General features: G+C 64.4%; 20 protein-coding genes. 9 read left to right on the top strand and 11 right to left on the bottom strand.

Annotated elements, in window-relative coordinates:
• Positions 1–125 precede the first annotated feature (125 nt).
• From FZI91_RS14160 to FZI91_RS14150, 3 genes are read left to right on the top strand one after another with little or no spacing between them, the layout of a single operon-like run.
• Positions 126–935 carry an ABC transporter ATP-binding protein gene (locus tag FZI91_RS14160; protein WP_155939652.1) on the top strand — a complete coding sequence of 270 codons (810 nt, stop codon included), beginning with the start codon at positions 126–128 and terminating at the stop codon, positions 933–935.
• The gene (locus FZI91_RS14155) at positions 925–1,800 is read left to right on the top strand and encodes an ABC transporter permease (protein WP_155939651.1); all 876 of its coding nucleotides are present in this window, start codon (positions 925–927) and stop codon (positions 1,798–1,800) included. The genes FZI91_RS14160 and FZI91_RS14155 overlap by 11 nt, the downstream gene beginning before the upstream one ends.
• Positions 1,801–1,802: 2 nt before the next feature.
• Positions 1,803–2,837 carry an ABC transporter substrate-binding protein gene (locus FZI91_RS14150; protein ID WP_155939650.1) on the top strand — a complete coding sequence of 345 codons (1,035 nt, stop codon included), beginning with the start codon at positions 1,803–1,805 and terminating at the stop codon, positions 2,835–2,837.
• Positions 2,838–2,839: 2 nt separating this feature from the next.
• On the opposite strand, the gene nadC is transcribed toward FZI91_RS14150, so the two are convergent.
• Genes nadC through nadA form a run of 3 tightly spaced genes read right to left on the bottom strand, consistent with a single transcriptional unit; the run spans position 2,840 to position 6,307 of the window.
• A complete protein-coding gene (gene nadC / locus FZI91_RS14145; protein WP_162526464.1) occupies positions 2,840–3,706 on the bottom strand; it encodes a carboxylating nicotinate-nucleotide diphosphorylase in 867 nt (288 codons plus the stop codon).
• Positions 3,700–5,271 (bottom strand): L-aspartate oxidase, encoded by a 1,572-nt coding sequence (locus FZI91_RS14140; RefSeq protein ID WP_155939648.1) that lies wholly within the window; start codon positions 5,269–5,271, stop codon positions 3,700–3,702. The genes nadC and FZI91_RS14140 overlap by 7 nt, the downstream gene beginning before the upstream one ends.
• 7 nt (positions 5,272–5,278) lie before the next feature.
• Positions 5,279–6,307 carry a quinolinate synthase NadA gene (gene nadA, locus FZI91_RS14135; protein ID WP_155939647.1) on the bottom strand — a complete coding sequence of 343 codons (1,029 nt, stop codon included), beginning with the start codon at positions 6,305–6,307 and terminating at the stop codon, positions 5,279–5,281.
• A gap of 82 nt (positions 6,308–6,389) precedes the next feature.
• On the opposite strand from nadA, the gene FZI91_RS14130 reads away from it, so the two are divergent.
• Positions 6,390–7,094, top strand: a complete 705-nt coding sequence (locus FZI91_RS14130) for an NrtR DNA-binding winged helix domain-containing protein (protein WP_155939646.1) — start codon at positions 6,390–6,392, stop codon at positions 7,092–7,094.
• A 55-nt stretch (positions 7,095–7,149) separates the two neighbouring features.
• Complete coding sequence (locus FZI91_RS14125; protein WP_162526465.1) at positions 7,150–8,472, top strand: lipase family protein; 1,323 nt, start codon at positions 7,150–7,152, stop codon at positions 8,470–8,472.
• Between the two features lie 7 nt (positions 8,473–8,479).
• Here the strand turns inward: FZI91_RS14125 and FZI91_RS14120 are convergent, their stop codons facing one another.
• The gene (locus FZI91_RS14120; RefSeq protein ID WP_155939644.1) at positions 8,480–9,007 is read right to left on the bottom strand and encodes a TetR/AcrR family transcriptional regulator; all 528 of its coding nucleotides are present in this window, start codon (positions 9,005–9,007) and stop codon (positions 8,480–8,482) included.
• Positions 9,008–9,088: 81 nt separating this feature from the next.
• On the opposite strand from FZI91_RS14120, the gene FZI91_RS14115 reads away from it, so the two are divergent.
• Both FZI91_RS14115 and FZI91_RS14110 read left to right on the top strand, forming a co-directional pair.
• Positions 9,089–10,312, top strand: coding sequence for an FAD-dependent monooxygenase (locus tag FZI91_RS14115; protein WP_155939643.1), 1,224 nt, complete (start codon positions 9,089–9,091; stop codon positions 10,310–10,312).
• A 159-nt stretch (positions 10,313–10,471) separates the two neighbouring features.
• Positions 10,472–12,121: a hypothetical protein gene (locus tag FZI91_RS14110; protein ID WP_155939642.1), complete on the top strand. Its 1,650-nt coding sequence runs from the start codon at positions 10,472–10,474 to the stop codon at positions 12,119–12,121.
• Here FZI91_RS14110 and FZI91_RS14105 read toward each other — a convergent pair.
• Positions 12,118–13,029: a LysR family transcriptional regulator gene (locus FZI91_RS14105; RefSeq protein ID WP_155939641.1), complete on the bottom strand. Its 912-nt coding sequence runs from the start codon at positions 13,027–13,029 to the stop codon at positions 12,118–12,120. The genes FZI91_RS14110 and FZI91_RS14105 overlap by 4 nt on opposite strands.
• Positions 13,030–13,095: 66 nt before the next feature.
• On the opposite strand from FZI91_RS14105, the gene FZI91_RS14100 reads away from it, so the two are divergent.
• Positions 13,096–14,577 carry a malate:quinone oxidoreductase gene (locus FZI91_RS14100; RefSeq protein ID WP_155939640.1) on the top strand — a complete coding sequence of 494 codons (1,482 nt, stop codon included), beginning with the start codon at positions 13,096–13,098 and terminating at the stop codon, positions 14,575–14,577.
• Here FZI91_RS14100 and FZI91_RS14095 read toward each other — a convergent pair.
• Genes FZI91_RS14095 through bioB form a run of 3 tightly spaced genes read right to left on the bottom strand, consistent with a single transcriptional unit; the run spans position 14,574 to position 16,551 of the window.
• Positions 14,574–15,278, bottom strand: a complete 705-nt coding sequence (locus tag FZI91_RS14095; protein WP_155939639.1) for a DUF2567 domain-containing protein — start codon at positions 15,276–15,278, stop codon at positions 14,574–14,576. The two genes, FZI91_RS14100 and FZI91_RS14095, sit on opposite strands and share 4 nt — an antisense overlap.
• The gene (locus tag FZI91_RS14090) at positions 15,275–15,526 is read right to left on the bottom strand and encodes a hypothetical protein (protein ID WP_162526466.1); all 252 of its coding nucleotides are present in this window, start codon (positions 15,524–15,526) and stop codon (positions 15,275–15,277) included. The genes FZI91_RS14095 and FZI91_RS14090 overlap by 4 nt, the downstream gene beginning before the upstream one ends.
• Complete coding sequence (gene bioB / locus FZI91_RS14085) at positions 15,523–16,551, bottom strand: biotin synthase BioB (protein WP_162526467.1); 1,029 nt, start codon at positions 16,549–16,551, stop codon at positions 15,523–15,525. The genes FZI91_RS14090 and bioB overlap by 4 nt, the downstream gene beginning before the upstream one ends.
• Before the next feature lie 78 nt (positions 16,552–16,629).
• Here bioB and FZI91_RS14080 point away from each other — a divergent pair, with 78 nt between their 5' ends.
• A complete protein-coding gene (locus tag FZI91_RS14080; protein WP_155939638.1) occupies positions 16,630–17,280 on the top strand; it encodes a TetR/AcrR family transcriptional regulator C-terminal domain-containing protein in 651 nt (216 codons plus the stop codon).
• Here the strand turns inward: FZI91_RS14080 and bioD are convergent.
• From bioD to FZI91_RS14065, 3 genes are read right to left on the bottom strand one after another with little or no spacing between them, the layout of a single operon-like run.
• Positions 17,273–17,956, bottom strand: a complete 684-nt coding sequence (gene bioD, locus FZI91_RS14075) for a dethiobiotin synthase (protein ID WP_162526468.1) — start codon at positions 17,954–17,956, stop codon at positions 17,273–17,275. The genes FZI91_RS14080 and bioD overlap by 8 nt on opposite strands.
• Positions 17,953–19,095, bottom strand: a complete 1,143-nt coding sequence (locus FZI91_RS14070; RefSeq protein ID WP_162526469.1) for an 8-amino-7-oxononanoate synthase — start codon at positions 19,093–19,095, stop codon at positions 17,953–17,955. The genes bioD and FZI91_RS14070 overlap by 4 nt, the downstream gene beginning before the upstream one ends.
• Before the next feature lie 30 nt (positions 19,096–19,125).
• The gene (locus tag FZI91_RS14065) at positions 19,126–20,436 is read right to left on the bottom strand and encodes an adenosylmethionine--8-amino-7-oxononanoate transaminase (RefSeq protein ID WP_203448860.1); all 1,311 of its coding nucleotides are present in this window, start codon (positions 20,434–20,436) and stop codon (positions 19,126–19,128) included.
• Positions 20,437–20,453: the final 17 nt, after the last annotated feature.

Here is a 20,453-nt window from a genome sequence, read left to right as displayed (position 1 = left end):
AGCGCATGCGCAGAATGCGCAAAACTGGGGAAATCGGCGATTTGCGCGGGTAGTGCGCACAAGCAGATAACTGTGACACCCACCACTTATCTTCAGTCCCCAGCGGCTAACGAAGGAGACGTGCGATGGCGCATCCACTCATCGAACTTCGGGGAGCAACCAAACGGTTCCCCTCCAACCGGGACAACGGCATCCATACCGCGGTCCGGGATCTGGACATCAACATCGATGCGGGTGAATTCGTCGCCGTCGTTGGTCCCACCGGGTGCGGAAAATCCACCACCCTGTCGCTGGTCTCCGGTCTGGAGCCCCCGTCGGCAGGTCGTGTCCTGGTACGCGGCAAGGACGTGTCCGGCATCCCATCCGGCATCGGATACATGTTCCAGCAGGACGCGGTGTTGCCGTGGAAGAACGTCATCGACAACGTAGCCCTCGGGCCGATCTATCGTGGTGACGACAGGAAAGACGCCCACGAGAAGGCCGCCCGCTGGGTGCGGACTGTCGGACTAGCGGGGTTCGAGAAGTACTACCCGCATCAACTCTCCGGCGGTATGCGCAAGCGCGTCTCATTGGCGCAGACGCTCGTCAACGAACCCGAAATCCTGCTCATGGACGAGCCGTTCAGCGCCCTCGACGTACAGACCCGACAACTCATGCAGGACGAGTTGCTGCGAGTATGGTCGGGCACCGGTGCCGCCGTCATATTTGTCACCCACGATCTCGAGGAAGCGATAGCGCTGGCCGACCGTGTCCTGGTGATGACCGCCAGCCCTGCGACTGTCTGTGGAGACTTTCCAGTGAAACTCTCAAGACCGCGGGACGTTGAAGAGGTCCGGCTCACGGACGAATTCCGCGCCATCTACCGCGAAATCTGGGAAACCCTGCGCGATCAGGTCGAGGCTGCCCGCGCGAAGGGAGAGTCCAATGTCGCGTGATCTGCTGGATCAGCCGATTCGACCTTTCCCCGAAACCGACGAGCAGATTCTACGGCGGGCGCAGAAGAATCTGCGCCGCAACAAAATCCGAATCTGGGGTCTGCGCACGCTCCTTGTCGTGGTCTGGCTGGCGTCGTGGGAGTTCGCGGCAACGGTATGGCTCGACCCCTTCTTCTACTCCAAGCCCTCCCTGATCTGGGACCGACTCGTCGAGTGGTTCACCATCGGCACCCAGTTCGGCACGGTGTGGCTGCAGATATTCACCACCGTGCAGGAAGCCGTCCTGGGCTTCCTCATCGGAACGGTCGCCGGGGTGACGCTCGGTGTGCTCCTGGGACGCAGCAGGTACTGGTCCGAGGTGCTGGCACCATTCATCAAGGCGCTCAACGCGGTTCCCCGCATTGTGCTGGCTTCCCTATTCATCATCTGGTTCGGCTTGGGGCTGAGCTCCAAGGTCGCCACCGTCGTGGTGCTGGTTTTCTTCGCGGTCTTCTTCAACGCCTTCACCGGCGCACGTGAGGTCGACGGCAATGTGATCAACAATGCCCGAATCCTCGGCGCCAGCCCCACCCGCATCCTGACCTCAATCGTGCTGCCCAGCGCAACCAGCTGGATTCTGTCGAGTCTGCACACTGCGTTCGGGTTCGCCCTCATCGGTGCCGTGGTCGGCGAATACGCCGGCGCGAGCAAGGGATTGGGTCTGCTGATCAGCAATGCCCAGGGCACCTTCGATTCGGCGGGTATTTATGCCGGCATGATCATCATCACGGTGGTCGCCCTGCTCGCCGAGTGGCTGATCGGAATCGCCGAATCTCGGCTGCTGAAATGGCGCCCGTCGCAGGCCGGCTCGGGCCACGGGGTGTGACGATGAGAAAGCTCGCGCTCGCACTCACTCTCGTCCTTGCGATGTTCATCGGCGCCGGATGCCGCGACTCGCGCCACATCCCGATGACCAACGGCAGACCGCAAGTCACCATCATGGTGGGCGGTTTGGAGAAGATCATCTATCTACCGGCCATGCTCACGCAGCAGCTTGGGTACTTCAAGGACAACGACATCGACGTCACCCTCCTCAGCGAGCAGTCCGGTGCCACAGCGGAAACCGCGCTGTTGACCGGTGATGTGCAGGCAGTCGTCGGCTTCTACGACCACACGATCGACCTACAGGCCAAGGAACAGTGCCTCACCTCAGTGGTTCAGATGGCGGACGTTCCGGGCGAGGTGGAGCTCGTGTCCGCCCAGGATGCCGCGGACATCGTCTCCCCCGCCGACTTCCGCGGTAAGAACCTCGGAGTCACCTCCCTCGGTTCTTCCACCGACTTCCTGACGCAGGCCCTGGCAGGACAGGCCGGACTAAATACGGCCGACTACAACCGTGTGAAGGTCGGCGCCGGACAGACATTCATCGCTGGGATGAATCATGACGGCATCGATGCGGGAATGACCACCGATCCCACGGTGGCGCAAATGGTGAACTCCGGTAAAGCGAAGGTCCTCGTCGACATGCGCACCGAATCAGGAACCCGCGAGGCACTGGGCGGTCTGTACCCATCGACTTCCCTCTATATGCGGTGCGACACCGTCACGGCGCATCCGGACATCGTGCACAAGCTCGTCGCCTCCTTCGTGCGGACACTGCAGTGGATCAAGCAACATTCGCCCGATGAGATCGCCGCCAAGATGCCGACCCAGTACTCCGGTGGGAACAAGGAGCTGTATCTCCAGTCAATCGCCGATTCCATTGGGATGTTCAACGGAGACGGAAAGATGAAACCCGAAGGCGCTCAGAATGCGCTGCGCATTCTCGGGATGTACTCCAAGAACGTGGCACCAGTAAAGAATCGGATCGACATCAATGCGACCTACACGACGAAATTCGTGGAAGCCGCGCAGCGAGACTGACGCTACATATCCAAACCGACATCGAGGACCCGCGCAGAGTGGGTCAACGCACCCACCGCGAGGTAGTCGACACCCGTCTTGGCGTATGCAGCAGCGGTTTCCAGCGACAGTCCGCCGGAGGCCTCCAACTTGAGCTGCGGTGCGCGGGCATCGCGGCGCTGCACCGCGACCTGGGTCTGCCAGACGGGGAAGTTGTCGAGGAGCACCAACTCGGCACCTTCGGCCATCACCTCCTCGAGCTGTTCGAGTGAGTCGACCTCGACCTCGCACTCGATGTCCGGTGCGATCTCGCGCACGGCTCGCAGCGCTGCCACCACCGAGCCGGCGGCCACCACGTGGTTGTCCTTGATCAGTGCGGCATCACCGAGGCCGAGGCGATGATTCACCCCGCCGCCCGCGCGGACGGCATATTTCTGTAGCAGACGCAGGCCCGGAAGCGTTTTGCGGGTATCCCGGATCTTCGCGCTCGAACCATCCACCGCGTCAACCCACGCCGCGGTGGTCGTGGCGATCCCCGAAAGATGGCACACCAGGTTGAGCATGGTGCGCTCGGCGGTCAGCAGATCACGTGTAGGCGCGGAAACGGTGAGCAGCGCGGCTCCGGTGCCCACCCGAGCACCGTCGGCGAGACGATTCTCCACGCGGTAATTGCCAGCTCCTACAACCTCATCGAGCACGATGAGCGCGATATCGACTCCGGCGATCACCCCGCCGGCGCGCGTTACCATCGAGGCGGTGCATTCGGCATCGGCGGGCACGGTCGCCTGGCTCGTGATATCCGGCCCATACCGTAGATCTTCCGCGAGGGCGCGCTGCACTACCGAACGTGCCTCGGCGAGTTCGGTTTCCGTCAAAGTTCCAGTCAACATGGCACTCCCGACGGTAGCGCAACTTCGCATCCGTCAGCGTCACGCCGCACCGAAAGACTTACCGCAAAAGCAGGATCGGATTCGGGCCAGTCCGAACGGGCGTGACATCCTCGAGATTCGGTACGCGCCGATGCTGCGGCGACCACGGCCTGGGCAGTGAGGGTCAGCGCGGCATCCTCTACTTCGCGCGGTGTCATCCGATCGGAATGGGCCGGCGCCGCGGTGCACGAACGCAGTTCAGCATCAAGCATGCTGAGCCCGTCGGCGTCGCGAAGTACCGATGCCCACCGGGTCATTGCCGCTTGCAGGGGCTGACGGTCGAGTCGCGGTTGCGCGGGGGGGCGCTCGTCGGTGATGACCGGTCGCTCGGTCACCTGCGCGGCGGCCTCCCCCGCGCGCCTACCCACCACGAGACCCTCCAACAAACTGTTGGAGGCCAACCTGTTTGCGCCGTGCATGCCGGTCCGCGCGACCTCGCCGGCCGCGAACAGGCCGGGCACCGCGGTGCGGCCGTACGCATCGGTGACGACCCCGCCGCAGCTGTAGTGCGCACCCGGCACCACGGGGATGAGCGCTGCCGTCGGATCAATTCCGGCTGCCGCACATGCGGCGGTGATGGTCGGGAATCTGCTGGCGAAGCTGCCGATGGTGCGCGCGTCGAGATAGACACAACGATCTCCGGTCTCGCGCAGCCGCCGGGCGATCGCCCCAGCCACCACATCACGTGGCGCCAAATCACCCATCGGATGTACCCCGTCGGTCACCGAATCCCCATGCGCATCAACCAGAATGGCACCCTCCCCGCGGACCGCCTCACTGATGAGCGGCCTGCATCCCGTGGCCTGCGGCGCATACAGCATGGTCGGGTGAAACTGGATGAACTCGATATCGGCGACCGGCACATTGGCACGCAATGCCAGGGCGATGCCGTCCCCGGTCGACCCCTCCGGATTGGTGGTGGCCGAGTACAGGTGCCCGAGCCCGCCGGTAGCAAGCACCACCGCTCCCGTGTGGATCAGACCTAGACCGTCTGAATTTCCGACAACTACACCACCCACGCCGTCGGGACCAGTAAGGATGTCGTACACGACGTGATTGCGCCGGATGTCCAGCGTTGCCGCGGCGTGATCAAGCGCCCGTTGCACTTCGGCACCGGTTGCATCGCCGCCCGCATGAATGATCCGGCGGGTGCCGTGTCCACCTTCGCGTGTCAACTCCCATTGCCCCGCACGTGTTTCGTCGAATCGGGCGCCATCGGCCACCAGGTCGCGTACCGCCCGATAGCCATCCGACACGATCGACCGCACCGCATCTGCGTCGCACAGACCAGCGCCCGCCGTCAGCGTGTCGCGAACATGGGCCTGGACCGAGTCGTCGGTATCGGGCAGCACCACCGCGATACCGCCTTGCGCAAAATGCGTGGCGGTCGCACCGATCTTGCTCAGCACCACGACCTTCCGGCCGCGTCGATGCGCCGCGAGTGCGGCCGCCAGTCCGGCGACACCCGCACCGACGACGACCACATCTGCATCAAAGCTCCAGCCGGATTCCGCCGACCCTGTCATTTGCCGGTCATTCTCCGCCGCCGGGCTGTCCGATCTCGATCATCCGCTGCACACTGCGCCGCGCCAGTCGCGCGGTGTCCGGGTCTACGTGCACCTCATCGCGCCCCTCAACGAGGCAGCGCAGCATCGCCGCCGGGGTGATCATCTTCATATAGGTGCAGGAGGCCCGGTCGTTGACCGCCAGAAAATTCACGTCGGGTGCGGCCTTGCGCAGCTGGTGCAGCATGCCAACCTCGGTGGCCACCAGCACTTCCCGCGCACGCGTTTCGCGGGCAGCATCGAGCATTCCGCCCGTCGAGAGGATCTTCACCCGGTCATCAGGTACAGCCCCCTCTCCGGCGAGGTACAGGGCCGATGTCGCACAACCGCATTCGGGGTGCACGAACAGCTCGGCATCCGGATGTGAACGAGCCTGATCCGCAAGTTCTTCACCGTTGATTCCGGCGTGCACGTGACACTCGCCCGCCCAGATCTGCAGGTTCTTTCGGCCCGTGACCCGCTTGACATGTGCGCCGAGGAACTGGTCGGGGCAGAACAGCACCTCACGGTCCGGGTCGATCGACGCAACGACCTCGACGGCATTCGAGGATGTGCAGCAGATATCGGTGAGCGCCTTCACGGCCGCGGTGGTGTTGACGTACGAAACCACGACGGCGTCGGGAAACTCGGCCTTCCAGTCCCGCAGGTCCTCGGCGGTGATGGAATCGGCGAGCGAGCACCCGGCGCGCTGATCGGGAATGAGCACGGTCTTGTCCGGGCTGAGAATCTTGGCGGTCTCCGCCATGAAGTGGACACCGCAGAACACAATGGTGTCCTCGGGCGCCTCGGCGGCGATGCGGGACAGCGCCAGGGAGTCGCCGACATGGTCAGCCACGTCCTGGATCTCGGGAAGCTGGTAGTTATGCGCGAGCAGCGTGGCACCGCGTTGATCAGCCAGTCGGCGCACCTGCTCGGCCCAGCGGGCGTCACCCTCGATACCGGTGTATCCGCCGGGGCCGTCGATCATGCCATCCAGTACCACGTCAGCTGCCGTCATGGCCGCCTCCTCGAGCCCTCGGGTCTCGGTCAGCCCTCGGGCTGGTTTGGTCGACCGAGGTTTTCGACTTATGATCGAAAACATGGCCCATACTAGCACCGAACACGAGGTGTTAGCCGTGGTGTTCCAAGTACGTCACTTTGGTGACAGTCAGATGCCCGAACTTGCAGTGTTGCTATGGCAACACGCCCTGGGCCCGCATCGTGGCGCGTGGGCCCTCCCCGGCGGCCAGGTTCGCACCGATGAAGACCTCCCCTCGTCCATCCGGCGACAGCTGGCCGAGAAGGTGGACGTACGTGAGCTGGCACACCTTGAGCAGCTAGCCGTGTTTTCCGAACCGAATCGCGTGCCCGGGCCTCGTACCATCGCCTCGACATTCCTTGGGCTCGTCCCCTTCCCCGCCACTCCCGAACTTCCCGCCGACACCCAGTGGCACCGGATAGGCGATCTGCCCGCAATGGCCTTCGACCACCAGGTAATGGTGGCGCACGCCCATACTCGGCTGGTGGCCAAGATGTCCTACACGAATATTGGATTCGCCTTGGCGCCACAGCAATTCACGCTGTCGACGCTTCGCGACATCTACTGCGCGGCGCTGGGCTACCCGGTGGATGCCACGAACCTGCAACGCGTGTTGGTGCGGCGCGGGGTTCTCACTCCCACCGGAACCACCGCGCGATCGGGCCGCAGCGGAGGCCGCCCCGGCGCCCTGTACCGATTCACCGATGACCGGTACCGCGTCACCGACGAGTTTGCGGCGTTGCGCCCACCCGGCTCACCCCACTAGCCCCTTAGAGTCTTCTTAGGGTATGAATGCCGGGGACCTTGAAGGGAGCGCAGGCATGGCACCCCACGACCTGGCGGCATCTGATGACGTCAAGTGGATCGGCGAGCCGACCCACCAGGCAATCGAGCGCGGCGCGCGCCCTCTCCTGCCCACCGACGACCCGTTCTATCTCCCGCCGCTCGGATTCGAGCATGCCGTACCGGGCACGCTACTGCGGACCCGCGAGGTCGAAATGGCGTTCCTTGGGGTGATTCCCCAGCGATTCACCGCCACACAGCTGCTGTACCGCAGCAACAACCTCAATCGGCAGGCCGATGCCGCGGTGACGACCGTGCTCCTGCCCGAAGGCGTCGATCAGACGGCCCCGATACCCATCGTGTCGTATCAGTGCGCCATCGACGCCGTCACCGACCGCTGCTTCCCCTCCTACGCCCTGCGGCGCGGCGCGCGCGCACTCGGTTCCTTCGCTCAGTTCGAATTGCTGCTGATCGCCGCGCTACTTGCGCAGGGGTGGGCGGTATCCGTACCCGACCATGAGGGCGTTGACGGGATATGGGGCGCTCCAGACGAACCCGGATACCGGACCCTCGACGGAATTCGGGCGGCCCTGAACTGCGAACGGCTCGGACTTTCCCGACAGGCCCCCATCGGGCTGTGGGGCTACTCCGGTGGGGGGCTCGCCACGGCCTGGACTGCGGAAGCCAGCGCCGAGTATGCACCGGAGCTCGAGATCGCGGGTGCCGTCCTCGGTTCTCCCGTGGGCGATCTAGGACATACCTTCCGACGTCTCAATGGTGGGCTATTCGCCGCGCTGCCCGGTCTCGTCGTCGCTGCGCTATCGCACGTCTATCCGGGCCTTGAGCGAGTCATCGAGGAGCATGCGACGCCCAAGGGCAAGGAGTTCCTCGGACGACTCGAAGAGATGCCCACCTTGAGGGCCATCGTGGCCATGGCATTCAAGGATATGGACGATTTGGTGGACCGGCCGCTGGAGCAGCTCCTCGCGACGCCCGAGGTGCAGCACGTCTTCGAGAGCATCAAGCTCGGCAAGACGGTGCCCACCCCACCGATGCTCATCATTCAGGCGGCACACGACGAGATCATCTCGGCGTCGTGCATCGACGAACTCGCCGACACCTACTGCGGGGGTGGTGCCGACGTCACCTATCACCGAGATCTGCTCAACGAACACCTGCTGCTGCACCCCATGTCCGCGCCCATGGCGCTGACTTGGCTGCGCGCGCGGTTCGCCGGCGAACCGCTCCCGACGGGACCGCGGCGGACGAGCTGGCCGCTGGCATTCAGGCTCTCCACCTACTCGGGCTTGCTCAAGCTCGGCTGGATCAGCGCGAAGGTCGTGGGCGGGCGTTCGCTCTAGCGCCCGTTCAGCTGTCCAGTGCTGCGATAGCCGCGTCAACCGCAGCCTTCTTGACTTGCCGCTGCGACCGGTCCGCATACTCGATGGCGCAGTCCGACAGGCCGCCGAGTGCCACCGTGGCCCGGACCATCTGCACCACCGACGGCTTGGCGCCCGCCAGCAGTGCGATCAGCCGGCGTCGCCATTCGATCATCCACCCGCCCAGCTCGAGCTGCCCCAGGGTAGCTAGATCTCGAATGATGATGCTCAGGACGACCCTGTGCGCCCACAAGACGTCGAAGTAGTCCTCAAGCAATTGGCGCCTGTCGCCCGGGGTGCGGGCGGCCAAGAATTCCTCTAAATCGTCCACCATGGGCCGCACGATGCTCCGCACCAGGTCGTCACGAGACGAAAAATGGTAGTACAGAGCCGGTTTGGTGATCTCCAGGCGGGCGGCGATATCCTGCAGGCTGGTGTTGCGTAACCCGCGCTCGGCAAACAGATCTCGCGCGACGTCTTGGATGCGCTCTCTGGTTTTGGTCGCCGCTGGGGCCATCTGGCGATAATAGCCCCTTACTTTCCGGTCGGTAAGCAGTATGCTCGATTTTACTTACCGATCGTTAAGTAAGGGGACATCATGCGGGTACTCATTTCGGGGGCAAGTGTGGCCGGCCCAACGCTTGCCTATTGGTTGGCGCGCTATGGATTTGATGTGACGGTCGTCGAACGCTCGCCGGCCCCGCGCAAATCGGGCGGTCACGCCGTAGACCTGTTTAAGCCGGCAATGGACATCGTCGAGGCGATGGGTGTCCTCGAAGCGATCGAGGCGCACGACGCCGGCACCGACGTCATCTCAATCCATCGTGAGGGCAAGCCCGGCCTCGTAGACCTCCCCCAGGCGCTGATCACCTCGGCCGTGTCGCAACGCCATATAGAGATCATGCGGGACGACCTCAGCGAGATCCTGTACGCGGCCAGTTCCCCCACTGCAGAGTACATTTTCGGCGACTCCATCGCGGCGCTCACGGAGGCGGACGCGGGCGTACGCGTTGCCTTTGAGGCCGGCCCCGAGCGTCGATTCGATCTCGTCATCGGAGCCGACGGGCTGCACTCACATGTCCGAAATCTGGTGTTCGGCCCGGAATCTGGCTATTCACATTGGCTCGGCGAGTATCTCGCGGTCGCATCCATACCGAACTATCTTGATCTCAAGGGCCGCTCGCTGATGTTCCCGCAAGTCAACCGGTTGGCAGGCATGTACAGCGCCACCCAGGTACCGGATGCTCGGGCGTTCTTCCTCTTCCGCACGCGCGAGCCCCTTGAGTACCACCACCGCGACGTGGACAGGCAAAAGGCGTTACTGCGGGAGGTATATGAGGACGTCGGCTGGGAGGTGCCGCGGCTGCTCGCAGAGGTCAGCACAACCGATGCCTTCTACATGGATTCCATTACCCAACTGCGGATGGAAACCTGGTCCAAGGGGCGGATCACCCTAGTCGGCGACGCGGGATACTGCCCCGGCCCGGCGGTCGGCGGAAGTACCAGTCTGGCGGTAGTCGGAGCGTATGTGCTTGCCGGGGAAATCGCATCCGCGGCAGGCGATCACACGCGCGCATACCCCGCCTGCGAAGCTGCCATGCGCGATTACGTACATCGCAGTCGCCAACTGGCACTCACCGCGTCCGACACTCTGGTGCCCAAGACTCGGCTCGGCCTCGGGGCTCTGATTCACGGCGCGCGAATCCTCGGGCATTTGCCGCCGCCCTTTGCGCGCACCGCGTCCCGGCTCGTCGCGGCACGTCGTCTGAATATCCACGACGTCTTCACCGTCCGCGACTACCAGGGACTGATCCGCCGCTAGCACACTCGTGGCAATCCGGATCAAACAGCGCCAGAACATTATTGGAGACAACCGTTGCTCCGTTGCTGGATGACACTTCCCCGTTTTGGGTGGCACATTCCTCAGTGAATACCCCGTAACCTGACATCCGGGTCGCCTTGGGACGGATAGAGGAGTGAGATGGACCGGATCGTCAATCCATTGTTCAAGGCGGGTCTGGCCGCCATCACCGCGACCACTTTGGTGGTCACACCAACGGTAGTTCCGGCCGCGCCGCAGACAACCTCATTGCCCGATCTCCGAACGACTCCCGTTCGTCTGAGCTCGTTGGCGTTCACGCCGCAGGTCCCCGATGCCGCGCGCACCGTCCTGACAGCACTGAGATCCCCGTTGCCGCTGACGGCACCTGAGGCGGCGAGCGGGCTCGGTCCAATTGTCCGACCCGCGCCCTCGATGCTGCCGCGCGTGGCAGTAGTCCAGTCCCCCGCGACAGTCCAGTCCCCCGCGACCGCCGGCGCACCATCGCGATCCGGCATTTCTGCCGCCGCGACCGGACCCGCCGTCGCGAACTCCATCACCAACGGCATCGATCAGGCCTACCAGGCCATCCAGTACTGGGTTGACTACGGCGTAGACGTCGCACAATGGGCTGCCGGGTATGTCCCCGTCATTGGCGGACTGGTCAGTGCGCAAATCGGCATCGTGTACGACAATCTGGTTCGCCCCATCGCGAACAGTTTCGTCTACAACCTTGTCGACCCCATCATCAACGACCCCAGCTTCTCCAACATCGTGAACTCATTCGGGCGTTTCGGCGGCGACATCGTTAGATCCGTCATCAACTTCGCCTGGGCAGAGGCTCGGTCGTTCCTGCCGCCACTGCCCCCGCTCCCCGGCTTCGCCGTGAAGACCACGACGGAAACCGTCGGCACCCTACCCACCTCCATACATGAGGCATTGACGCCCTTCACGAAGACCATCAAGGATGCCGAGGCACATATCGCCGACGCGCTAGGTCTGACCAAGGTCGACCACAAACTCGTGAGCATCGAAAAATCCAGCACCACAGCAGAAACCGCCACGGCATCCGACAAGGTTTCGGCCAAGGAAGACGGCAAGGGCACCGCAGCGAATGTCGTCGCGGACACGAAAGAATCCAAAGACAAGCAAACCGACAAGGCATCCGCCGAGAGCCAGTCGCCTACCAAGGACAAAGACAAAGACAAAGACAAGGCGACCGGCGGTACCACCAAGGAGCAGGCGACCAAGGACAAGGCCAAAGAAGACGGCAAGGTAACCACCACGGACGGCACCAAAGACTCACCGAAGGAGACCGCGCCTTCCGCGGCGGTGACCGATCCCGAGGGAACCTCCACCGCAACGGCCACGGGTACCACGCCGGCGAAAGACACAGAGAACGCCAAGGATTCAGAGAAGGACGGTAAGTCCCCCACCGGCGCCGTAACCAAGAACAAGCCCAAGGTCCCCGCCGCCAGCACCACCGAGCACGGCGCCGTCAGTGCGCAGGGCACCGTGCGAGGTTCGACGTCTCAGTCCACCACCGGAAAATCGATCACGGACAAGAGCGACTCGACAGGGACCACATCGTCTGGCGCATCCACGTCGGGCACCAAGACGTCAGATACCAAGCCGTCAGATACCAAGACATCGGACACCAAGACGCCCGATAAGACCAAGGTTTCGGATACCAAGTCTTCGGACACGAAGCCTTCGGGCGCTACCTCAACACACGACTCGGCGAGCAAGTCCACCAGCACATCCAAATCCGGTGGCGAGGGTTCGAAGGCCGGAAGCAGCAGCCACGACTAACCGGCGTGCGCGTTGTTGACGGCGCCGGGCGAGAAGTGTTGGAGCAGAAAGTCGTTGAGGCGCCGTGTGGGTGCCGCGTGGGTTGTTGCGCCCCATGTCAGCGCGATCGAGCGGTGATAGCGGGCCGCGAGCGGTATTTCGATGATGCCGGGTGGGGTGCGGTCATCATGGGGCAATAGCGCGATGCCCAGTCCGCGACTGATCAATTCGCGGATCGTGCTGAATTCAGTGACCTCGATGGCGATGTTGGGGGTGTACCCCGCTTCGCGGCACCATGTTTCGGTGAGTTGCCGAAGGTTGTAGCTCGGCGGATTGGCGATGAATGTCTCACCCGCCAAGTCGCCCAGATGAAGCTCGGCGGCAGCAGCGAGGCTGTGGTCCGCGGGCACCGCGACGTGAATGTGCTGGCTGCCGATCGTGGTGTGGTGGAGACGCTCGGGCGCGGGGATCACGACGGCCAGATCGAGGTGGCCAGTCAACAGCTCTGCACCCAGTTCGGTGCCATGTGCCTGCTTGAGGAGTACCCGGATCCCGGGGTGTCGATGACGGAAGGCGGCGAGAAGGTCCGGTATGTGACCCGATCCCATGGTGAGGGGGAACCCGAAGCGCACGGTGCCGTGCTCCGGATCGGCGTCGCCGGTGACCTCGGCGAGTGTTTGGTCTAGTTCGGTCAGTGGCTCCCGTGCTCGAGTAGCCAGACGTTGAGCCTCCGGAGTGAGACGCACAGTGCGGCCGTCGTGAATGAGCAACGGCACACCCAGCGCTGTCTGCAGAGCGTGAATCCGTCGGCTCATCGACGACTGCGGAATATCGAGCGCGAGCGCTGCTTGGGTCATATGTCCGTCGTGGGCGGCCAGCTCGACCAAGGCCCGCAACTGCGGGGCGAGCTGGGATGTCCATCGTTCCATTTTCGGATGGTACTCCTTCAATCATTCATTGGACGGAATGATTGATTGGGGTGAATGGTGAATTTCATGACCATGTTCCCCACGGCTGCCGACACCTCCCGCGTGGACGCAGATGTGCTGCTGATTGGCGGCGGCATCATGTCCGCAACACTAAGCTCGATGCTGGCGATACTCGAGCCCGAGTGGCGAATTGTGCTGTTGGAGAGGGCCGATGCGCTGGCCACCGAAAGCAGCGACCCCTGGAACAACGCCGGAACCGGGCACACCGGATTCTGCGAGCTCAACTACATGCCCGACCCCGACGACGGTGAGAAGCCCGCCACCATCGCCCGCCAATTCCACTTGAGCCGCCAATGGTGGTCCTACCTCGCCAACAACGATCTGCTCGATCCGGATACGTTCATTCACTCCGCCGCCCATATGAATGTGGTGTTTGGGCACCGAGATATCGACTACCTGCGGCACCGGTACAAGACACTGTCCGTTGAGCCGATGTTCGCTCGACTGGAGTTCAGCGAGGACCGTGACACCATCGAACGCTGGGCGCCGCTGGTGATGAGCGGACGCGATCACAGTGAACCCGTCGCCGCCACCCGGCACCCAAGCGGCACCGATATCGATTTCGGCGCCCTCACCCGGGGCCTGACCCGCATCATCACCGACCGCGGCGGTCAGGTGCGCCCGGGCCACCAGGTCCGCGCCCTCACCCAGGCCCGGGACGGTTCGTGGACGGCGAGTGGACGAAACCGCAACGGCGACTTCACGGTACGCGGGCGCACGATCTTTGTCGGAGCCGGCGGCCACGCGCTGCATTTACTGCAACGCGCAGGCCTTCCCGAGGTACGCGGATACGCGGTATTGCCCGTTGGCGCGGCATTCCTACGGTGCGGAAATCCCGTGGTGACGAACCGGCACGAGACGAAGGTATACGGGCAAGCTCCCGTCGGCGCCCCACCGATGTCGGTGCCGCACCTGGACAAACGCGTTGTCGACGGCTCGCCGTACGTCATGTTCGGGCCGTATGCGACGTTGAGCACCAAGCTGCTCAAACATGGTCGGTGGACCGACTTCTTCACCACCGTGCGCTGGCACAACATGCATGTGATCGCCGCAGCACTTATTCAGAATCTGGCTCTTGTCAGATATCTGATCACCCAACACGCTGCGGGCTCCCGACGACGATTCGCGCAACTGCGGCGCTACTACCCTGCCGCCAACCCCGAGGATTGGGAACTTGTCCCGGCAGGTCAACGGGCGCAGCTGATTGTCCCCGACCCTCGCCGCATGGGTGTGATCCAGCAGGGCACCGAACTCGTCATTAGCGCCGACGGCACCATCGCGGGACTGCTCGGCGCGTCTCCGGGCGCGTCCACTGCCGTGCCCATCATGCTTGAGGCCCTTCAGCGGTGTTTTCCGGGCCGATGGCGCGCCACCTGGCAGAAGACCATGATCGACGCCATTCCCGGCGCCGGAGATGTCGACTGGAATGCGGCGACAGTTGCCCACTCGCCTGAAGAGACCGCACGCTCACTACATCTCGACAACTAGGCCGTTGAGTTGACGTCTTCCACGGGCGGCACGGTAACCGGCGGCCGGTAAACGGGAACCGGTGCGGGTGGCCAGGCCTCGAGATCGTCACGGACACAAGCGACCGCAGAAAACATGTAGGTCACCGCCGCCAGGCATGGCGCCAGCGCCAGCGTGACGGCAATCTGGGTATTCGTGTGACCGTAGAACACCGCGGGAGCTTCCACGACGTACTTGATCCGATGCCCCTCATCGAGCTGAGCTGCCGCGATATCCAGTACGCCATAACGCAATCGGGCCAGTACGGCTCCGACTCCCGCCGCCACCGCCGAAGACGCCAGGGCACCCAACGTGAGCGCGCAGACCATGATCGGGCCGCGATGCGCCTTCCACTGCCACGCGGCGGCCGACGCGATCACGGCCACCACCGCGGCCATCCCCGCCAGCAGCGTGGTTGCGATGAAGAAATTGTCGGCCTGATTGCCCAGATGTACGAACACCCGGCCGTTGTCCCGGGTATCGGCGATGGCTCCGTGCACGCCCGGTGCAATAACGCTCCAGAGCGCCCCCACCAACGCCCCCGCAGCGGTAAGTCCGGCGAAAACGAATCCTGCCGCGCGAACATGCGAAAAGCGTGGAGCGACAGTCGGATCCACGCTCATGACTACCTGAGGCTCTTCGCTCGCGCTCATCGCTACCTGAGGCTCTTCGCTCGCGCTCATCGCTGCTCGAGCTGCTTGGAGTCCACCTCGCCGTGACGCGAGCACTTCGCATGCCAGCCGTCCGGACGCACCTGCACGATCATCCGTCGCCCACATGCCGCACAGAACCGGGGAGGCTCTAGGCCAAGCTGGGCAGCCGTCGGTACAGCCGAACCCGCGGCACCACCGTCGATTTCGATCCCGGTGTACACGTTGTACTTGCCGGCGGCCACCGGCTCGGAACCTGTCACGTAAAGAGTATTGATCACAGGCTGCTGTTGAGCGCCTTGATCGGCATCTGCAGATCGTCGAGCAGTTCGAGATCGGCCTCGGCCGGCCGGCCGAGCGTCGTGAGGTAGTTACCAACGATGACGGCGTTAATCCCGCCCAGGATGCCCTGCTTGGCGCCAAGGTCACCGAGGGTGATCTCACGCCCACCGGCGAACCGCAGCATGGTGCGCGGCAGGGCCAGACGGAACGCGGCAACGGCACGTAGTGCGTCCGCGGCCGGCAGCACCTCCAGATCACCGAAAGGCGTTCCGGGGCGCGGGTTCAGGAAGTTCAGCGGAACCTCGTCGGGCTCCAGTTCGGCCAGGTTCGCGGCAAATTCTGCGCGCTGCTCCAACGTCTCCCCCATGCCAAGAATGCCACCGCAGCAGACCTCCATGCCCGCCTCGCGCACCATCCGTAGGGTGTCCCAACGCTCTTCCCAGCTGTGCGTGGTCACCACATTCGGGAAATGCGACTTGGCGGTTTCGAGGTTGTGGTTGTAGCGGTGCACGCCCATCGCCGAGAGGCGGTCGACCTGCTCCTGGGTCAGCATGCCCAGCGAGCACGCAATCTGGATGTCGACCTCGTTGCGAATGGCCTCGATACCGGCCGCCACCTGAGCCAACAACCGCTCATCGGGCCCACGGACGGCCGCCACGATGCAGAACTCGGTGGCGCCAGACTTCGCGGTCTGCTTGGCAGCCTCGACCAGGCTCGGGATGTCCAGCCAGGCACTGCGGACGGGCGAAGCGAACAAACCGGACTGCGAACAGAAATGGCAGTCCTCGGGGCATCCACCGGTCTTGAGGCTGATGATGCCCTCAACCTCGACCTCGGGGCCGCACCAGCGCATCCGGACCTCGTGTGCGAGCGCGAGCAGCTCTTCCAGGCGGTCGTCGGGGAGCTGAAGCACCCGCAGCACCTGGTCCTGCGTCAGCGCCACGCCCTGTTCGAGCACCTGCTCGCGGGCGACGGCCAATACGTCGGTGGCGCTTTTGGTGTCTGCCTCGGCTGCCTGAGTCACGCAGCGCTCCTCACATGTGTCTTGTCTCTGCGTCTTGTCGCTGACGGTCTCAATCCTGAACGGTGTTCAGGTTAGAGTATGGCCATCACTGAGCCAAACAAGGGGCGCGCTGCTCCCCTCAACCGAAGCGACCTGGTGCGCCGGGCCACCGCGATTCTCGATGACTACGGGATTGCGGATTTGACGATGCGCCGCTTGGCCCGCGAGCTCGATATCGCGCCTAGCGCCCTGTACTGGCACTTCGCCAACAAGCAGCAGCTGCTGGGCGCGGTCGCCGATCATGTGCTGGCGCCATTGGCCGAAACGGATCCTCGCGGCGTGGCCTGGCAGCTGCGTATCGAGTTTCTGTGTACCGCCCTGCGCAACGCACTACTGTCCCATAAGGATGGCGCAGAACTCGTGTCGGCGAGTTTCGCCTCCGGACAGACATCCCACATGATCACGGTGCTCGATCGCCTCGCCGACGCGGCCGTCAACGCTGGACTTCACGCGGTGCCCGCCGGGCTCGCCGCCCGCAGCATCGTTTACTACGTCCTGGGCTACGTCGCCGATGAACAGTCCCGGCTGCAATGGGACTCGGCCGGGGCGCTCGGCGATAGTCAGTCACTCGTCGGGGGGGACACAGCCGCGACGGGACTGACCGACCCCACCGCGCAATTCGGTTTCGGTGTACGTCTTCTCGTCGACGGGATCGGCCAGCTCGCGCGTCAGGCCAGCCCGGTCAGCTAGGAATCGCTAGCTCAGCCACCCACTGGGGCTCGAAGAGCCCGACGCTCAGCTCGGCGAACACCGCCGGCGTCAGCCGTGCGGCCCCCTCCGGAATCACCGCACGCATCGGCGTCTTGAAGTGAACCGCCAGGTCCTCTCGGTTGAGCCGTTGCGCCAAGTCCGGTTCCGCCGGGAAGCTCCCCACCACCAGCCCAGCGCAGGGAACTGATTGCGCGGCAAGAGCTTCCATCGTCAAGGCGGTGTGGTTGAGCGTTCCGAGATCGGCCGTAGTGACCACCAGCACTGGCGCTTCGAGCGAGATCGCCAGATCGCGCAGGGTCACCCCGTCGGCGCCCAGCTCGACCAACAGTCCCCCGGCGCCCTCCACGAGGGTCAGTGCGCCCGGACGATCCAGCCCGTCGATGGCTTGCGTCATCTCCGCGCGATCCAGCAGCCGCATACCGGCGCGGTTCGCGGACGCCACCGGCGAGAGCGGCTCCGGGTAGGACGCGAACGTCTCCACCCTCGCCACACCGGACAGACGGGCCACCTCGTCGGCGTCGCGGTCATCGCCGGTCTGTACCGGCTTGCACACCGTCACCTCGATGCCCTGGCTGACGGCCGCCGCGGCCAGCGCCGCCGTCGCCACGGTCTTCCCCACTCCGGTCGATGTTCCGGTGACCAGCAGCACCGTCACCGACGGGCCAGTGCCAATACGTCGGAGAGCACCTCGCGCACACGCTCCATATCGGCGTCGGTCAGGGAGGCGCGGGCCGTCAGGCGCAGCAGCGACTGCCCGTCAGGAACCGACGGCGGACGAAAACAGCCCACTCGAACGCCCTGCTCCAGGCATGCCTTGGCGGCGTTGAACGCAACCTGCGGATCTCCAAGGATCACCGGGACCACGGCCGATTCCGGGCGGTGCGCCAATCCGCACCAATCGCCCAGCGTCGCAGCGTGATCGAGAACTGCCTGCACTCGGTCTGGTTCGGCGGCCATCAGGCGCAGTGCCGCCAACGCCGATCCGACCGCGGCGGGAGCCAGCCCGGTATCGAAGATGAATGGACGTGCCGCATCGATGAGGTGGGCGCGAATCGACTCGGACCCCAGTACGGCCCCACCCTGGCTGCCGAGGGCCTTGGAAAGAGTGACGGTCACGACGAGATCGTCGAGGCCGGCGAGACCGACTTCCGAGACCAGTCCGCGCCCGCCGGTTCCGCGCACACCCAGCCCGTGCGCCTCGTCGGCCAAGAGCAGCGCGCCATGGCTACGGCAGACCGCATGCAGGTCGGCCAATGGTGCGAGCGCTCCGTCCGCGCTGAAGACGGAGTCGGTGAGCACCAACGCGCGCTCTTCCGGGCGTTGCGCCAAAGCTTGTGCGACCGCTTGCGTGTCGCGATACGGGGTGACGACCACCCGAGCCCGGGACAACCGGCACGCGTCGATCAGTGAGGCGTGGGTGCGGGCATCGGAGACGATCAGTGAACCGGGGCCGGAAAGCGCTACCACCGCACCGAGATTGGCGGTGTATCCCGAGGAGAAAACCAATGCTGACTCGGCGCCCATGAAGGTCGCCAGTTCGCGCTCAAGCTCCTCATGCAGCTCGGTGTTGCCGGTAACCAGGCGTGAACCCGTGGACCCGGCGCCCCACAACCGCAACGCATCGACGCCGGCGTCGATGACCTGCGGGTGGCATGCCAGGCCCAGATAATCGTTGGACGCCAGGTCGATTTCGGGTTCGGCAGCGCTGCGAGTGCGGAGCCGTCGACGCAATCCGGCGGCTTCGCGCTGGCGCTCGACCTCGCCTAACCAGGCAAGCGGTGATACTGCACTCACCTGCGCCTCCTCTCCTGAACGGTGTTCAGGTTAGCGCATGTGCCCAACGGCCGTCACCGCGCGCACCATCGCGTCGGCGATCCGGCGTATTTCGTCATCGCCGCAGATGTAGGGCGGCATCGTGTAGATCAGGGTCCGGAACGGACGCAGCCACACCCCGGCATCGAGCGCCGCATCCGTGGCCGTCCGCATGCCGCGCGTGCCCAACGGATGCTCCATGTCGATGACGCCGATCGCTCCACAGACCCGCACATCGGCGACGCCTTCCAGATCGGCGGCGGGTGCCAAACCGTCGCGCAGTGCCGCCGAGATCTCGGCCACCCGCGACTTCCAGTCCCCGGACATCAGCAGTTCAATCGATGCGATGGCCACCGCGCACGCGAGCGGGTTGGCCATAAAGGTCGGGCCGTGCATGAGGGCGCCCGCGGGGCCCTCGCTGATGGTGCGCGCGACCTTCGCGGTGCACAACGTGGCAGCCAACGTCAGATAGCCGCCGGTCATCGCCTTCCCGACACACATGATGTCGGGGCTGACCCCGGCATGATCGGCGGCGAACAGCTCACCGGTGCGCCCGAACCCCGTCGCGATCTCGTCGAAGATCAGCAGCACGCCGTGCCTGTCGCAGATGGCCCGCAGCTCGGCCAGATAGCGCGGGTCGTGGAACCGCATACCGCCGGCGCCTTGCACTATCGGCTCGACGATGACGGCCGCGAGCTCGCCGGCGTGCTCTGACAACTCCGCTTCGAAGCGAAGCATGTACTCGTCGTCGTACCCAGTGGACGGAACCCGCTCGGCGAAAATCTGTTCGGCTAAGACGTCTGTCCACAACGAGTGCATGCCACCGTCCGGGTCGCACACGCTCATCGGGGTGAAGGTGTCGCCGTGGTAACCCCCACGCCAGGTCATCAGGCGATGTTTGGCGTGCAGCCCCAGGCTGCGCCAGTACTGCAGCGCCATCTTGATCGCCACCTCAACCGACACCGATCCGGAGTCGCTGAAAAACACCGTTTCCAGGCCCGGCGGCGTCAGCTCCACCAGCAGTTGGGCCAGCCGAGCCGCGGGCTCGTGGGTGAGTCCTCCGAACATGACATGGCTCATCGACGCCACCTGTTCGGTAACGGCACGGTCCAACACGGGGTGACCGTGGCCGTGGATACAGGCCCACCACGAACTCATCCCGTCGATCACTTCTACAGGTTTGCCGTCGCGCACCACGGTGATGTTGGGCCCGCTAGCGCCGGTCACCACCAGCGGCCGCTGGGCCGTGTCAGGATCACCGATCCTGCTGTACGGGTGCCACACGTGGGCGGCATCGACGGCTCCGACCTCTTCCGGCGTCAATCTCGGCACGGTCATCG

The organism is Mycobacteroides sp. CBMA 271 (assembly GCF_009729205.1).
In the GTDB taxonomy this organism is placed as follows: Bacteria; Actinomycetota; Actinomycetes; order Mycobacteriales; family Mycobacteriaceae; genus Mycobacterium.
Note: the sequence above shows the minus strand (reverse complement) of the source record. Positions and strands in the feature narration are given on the sequence as shown.

Coding starts and splice junctions, on each gene's coding strand:
- FZI91_RS14160 (WP_155939652.1), top strand. CDS start 126: ATGGCGCATCCACTCATCGAACTTCGGGGAGCAACCAAACGGTTCCCC.
- FZI91_RS14080 (WP_155939638.1), top strand. CDS start 16,630: ATGGCCATCACTGAGCCAAACAAGGGGCGCGCTGCTCCCCTCAACCGA.
- FZI91_RS14115 (WP_155939643.1), top strand. CDS start 9,089: ATGCGGGTACTCATTTCGGGGGCAAGTGTGGCCGGCCCAACGCTTGCC.
- nadA (WP_155939647.1), bottom strand. CDS start 6,307: ATGACGGCAGCTGACGTGGTACTGGATGGCATGATCGACGGCCCCGGC.
- FZI91_RS14130 (WP_155939646.1), top strand. CDS start 6,390: ATGGCCCATACTAGCACCGAACACGAGGTGTTAGCCGTGGTGTTCCAA.
- nadC (WP_162526464.1), bottom strand. CDS start 3,706: ATGTTGACTGGAACTTTGACGGAAACCGAACTCGCCGAGGCACGTTCG.
- FZI91_RS14095 (WP_155939639.1), bottom strand. CDS start 15,278: ATGAGCGCGAGCGAAGAGCCTCAGGTAGCGATGAGCGCGAGCGAAGAG.
- FZI91_RS14140 (WP_155939648.1), bottom strand. CDS start 5,271: ATGACAGGGTCGGCGGAATCCGGCTGGAGCTTTGATGCAGATGTGGTC.
- FZI91_RS14105 (WP_155939641.1), bottom strand. CDS start 13,029: ATGGAACGATGGACATCCCAGCTCGCCCCGCAGTTGCGGGCCTTGGTC.
- FZI91_RS14155 (WP_155939651.1), top strand. CDS start 925: ATGTCGCGTGATCTGCTGGATCAGCCGATTCGACCTTTCCCCGAAACC.
- FZI91_RS14125 (WP_162526465.1), top strand. CDS start 7,150: ATGGCACCCCACGACCTGGCGGCATCTGATGACGTCAAGTGGATCGGC.
- FZI91_RS14110 (WP_155939642.1), top strand. CDS start 10,472: ATGGACCGGATCGTCAATCCATTGTTCAAGGCGGGTCTGGCCGCCATC.
- FZI91_RS14100 (WP_155939640.1), top strand. CDS start 13,096: ATGACCATGTTCCCCACGGCTGCCGACACCTCCCGCGTGGACGCAGAT.
- FZI91_RS14120 (WP_155939644.1), bottom strand. CDS start 9,007: ATGGCCCCAGCGGCGACCAAAACCAGAGAGCGCATCCAAGACGTCGCG.
- FZI91_RS14150 (WP_155939650.1), top strand. CDS start 1,803: ATGAGAAAGCTCGCGCTCGCACTCACTCTCGTCCTTGCGATGTTCATC.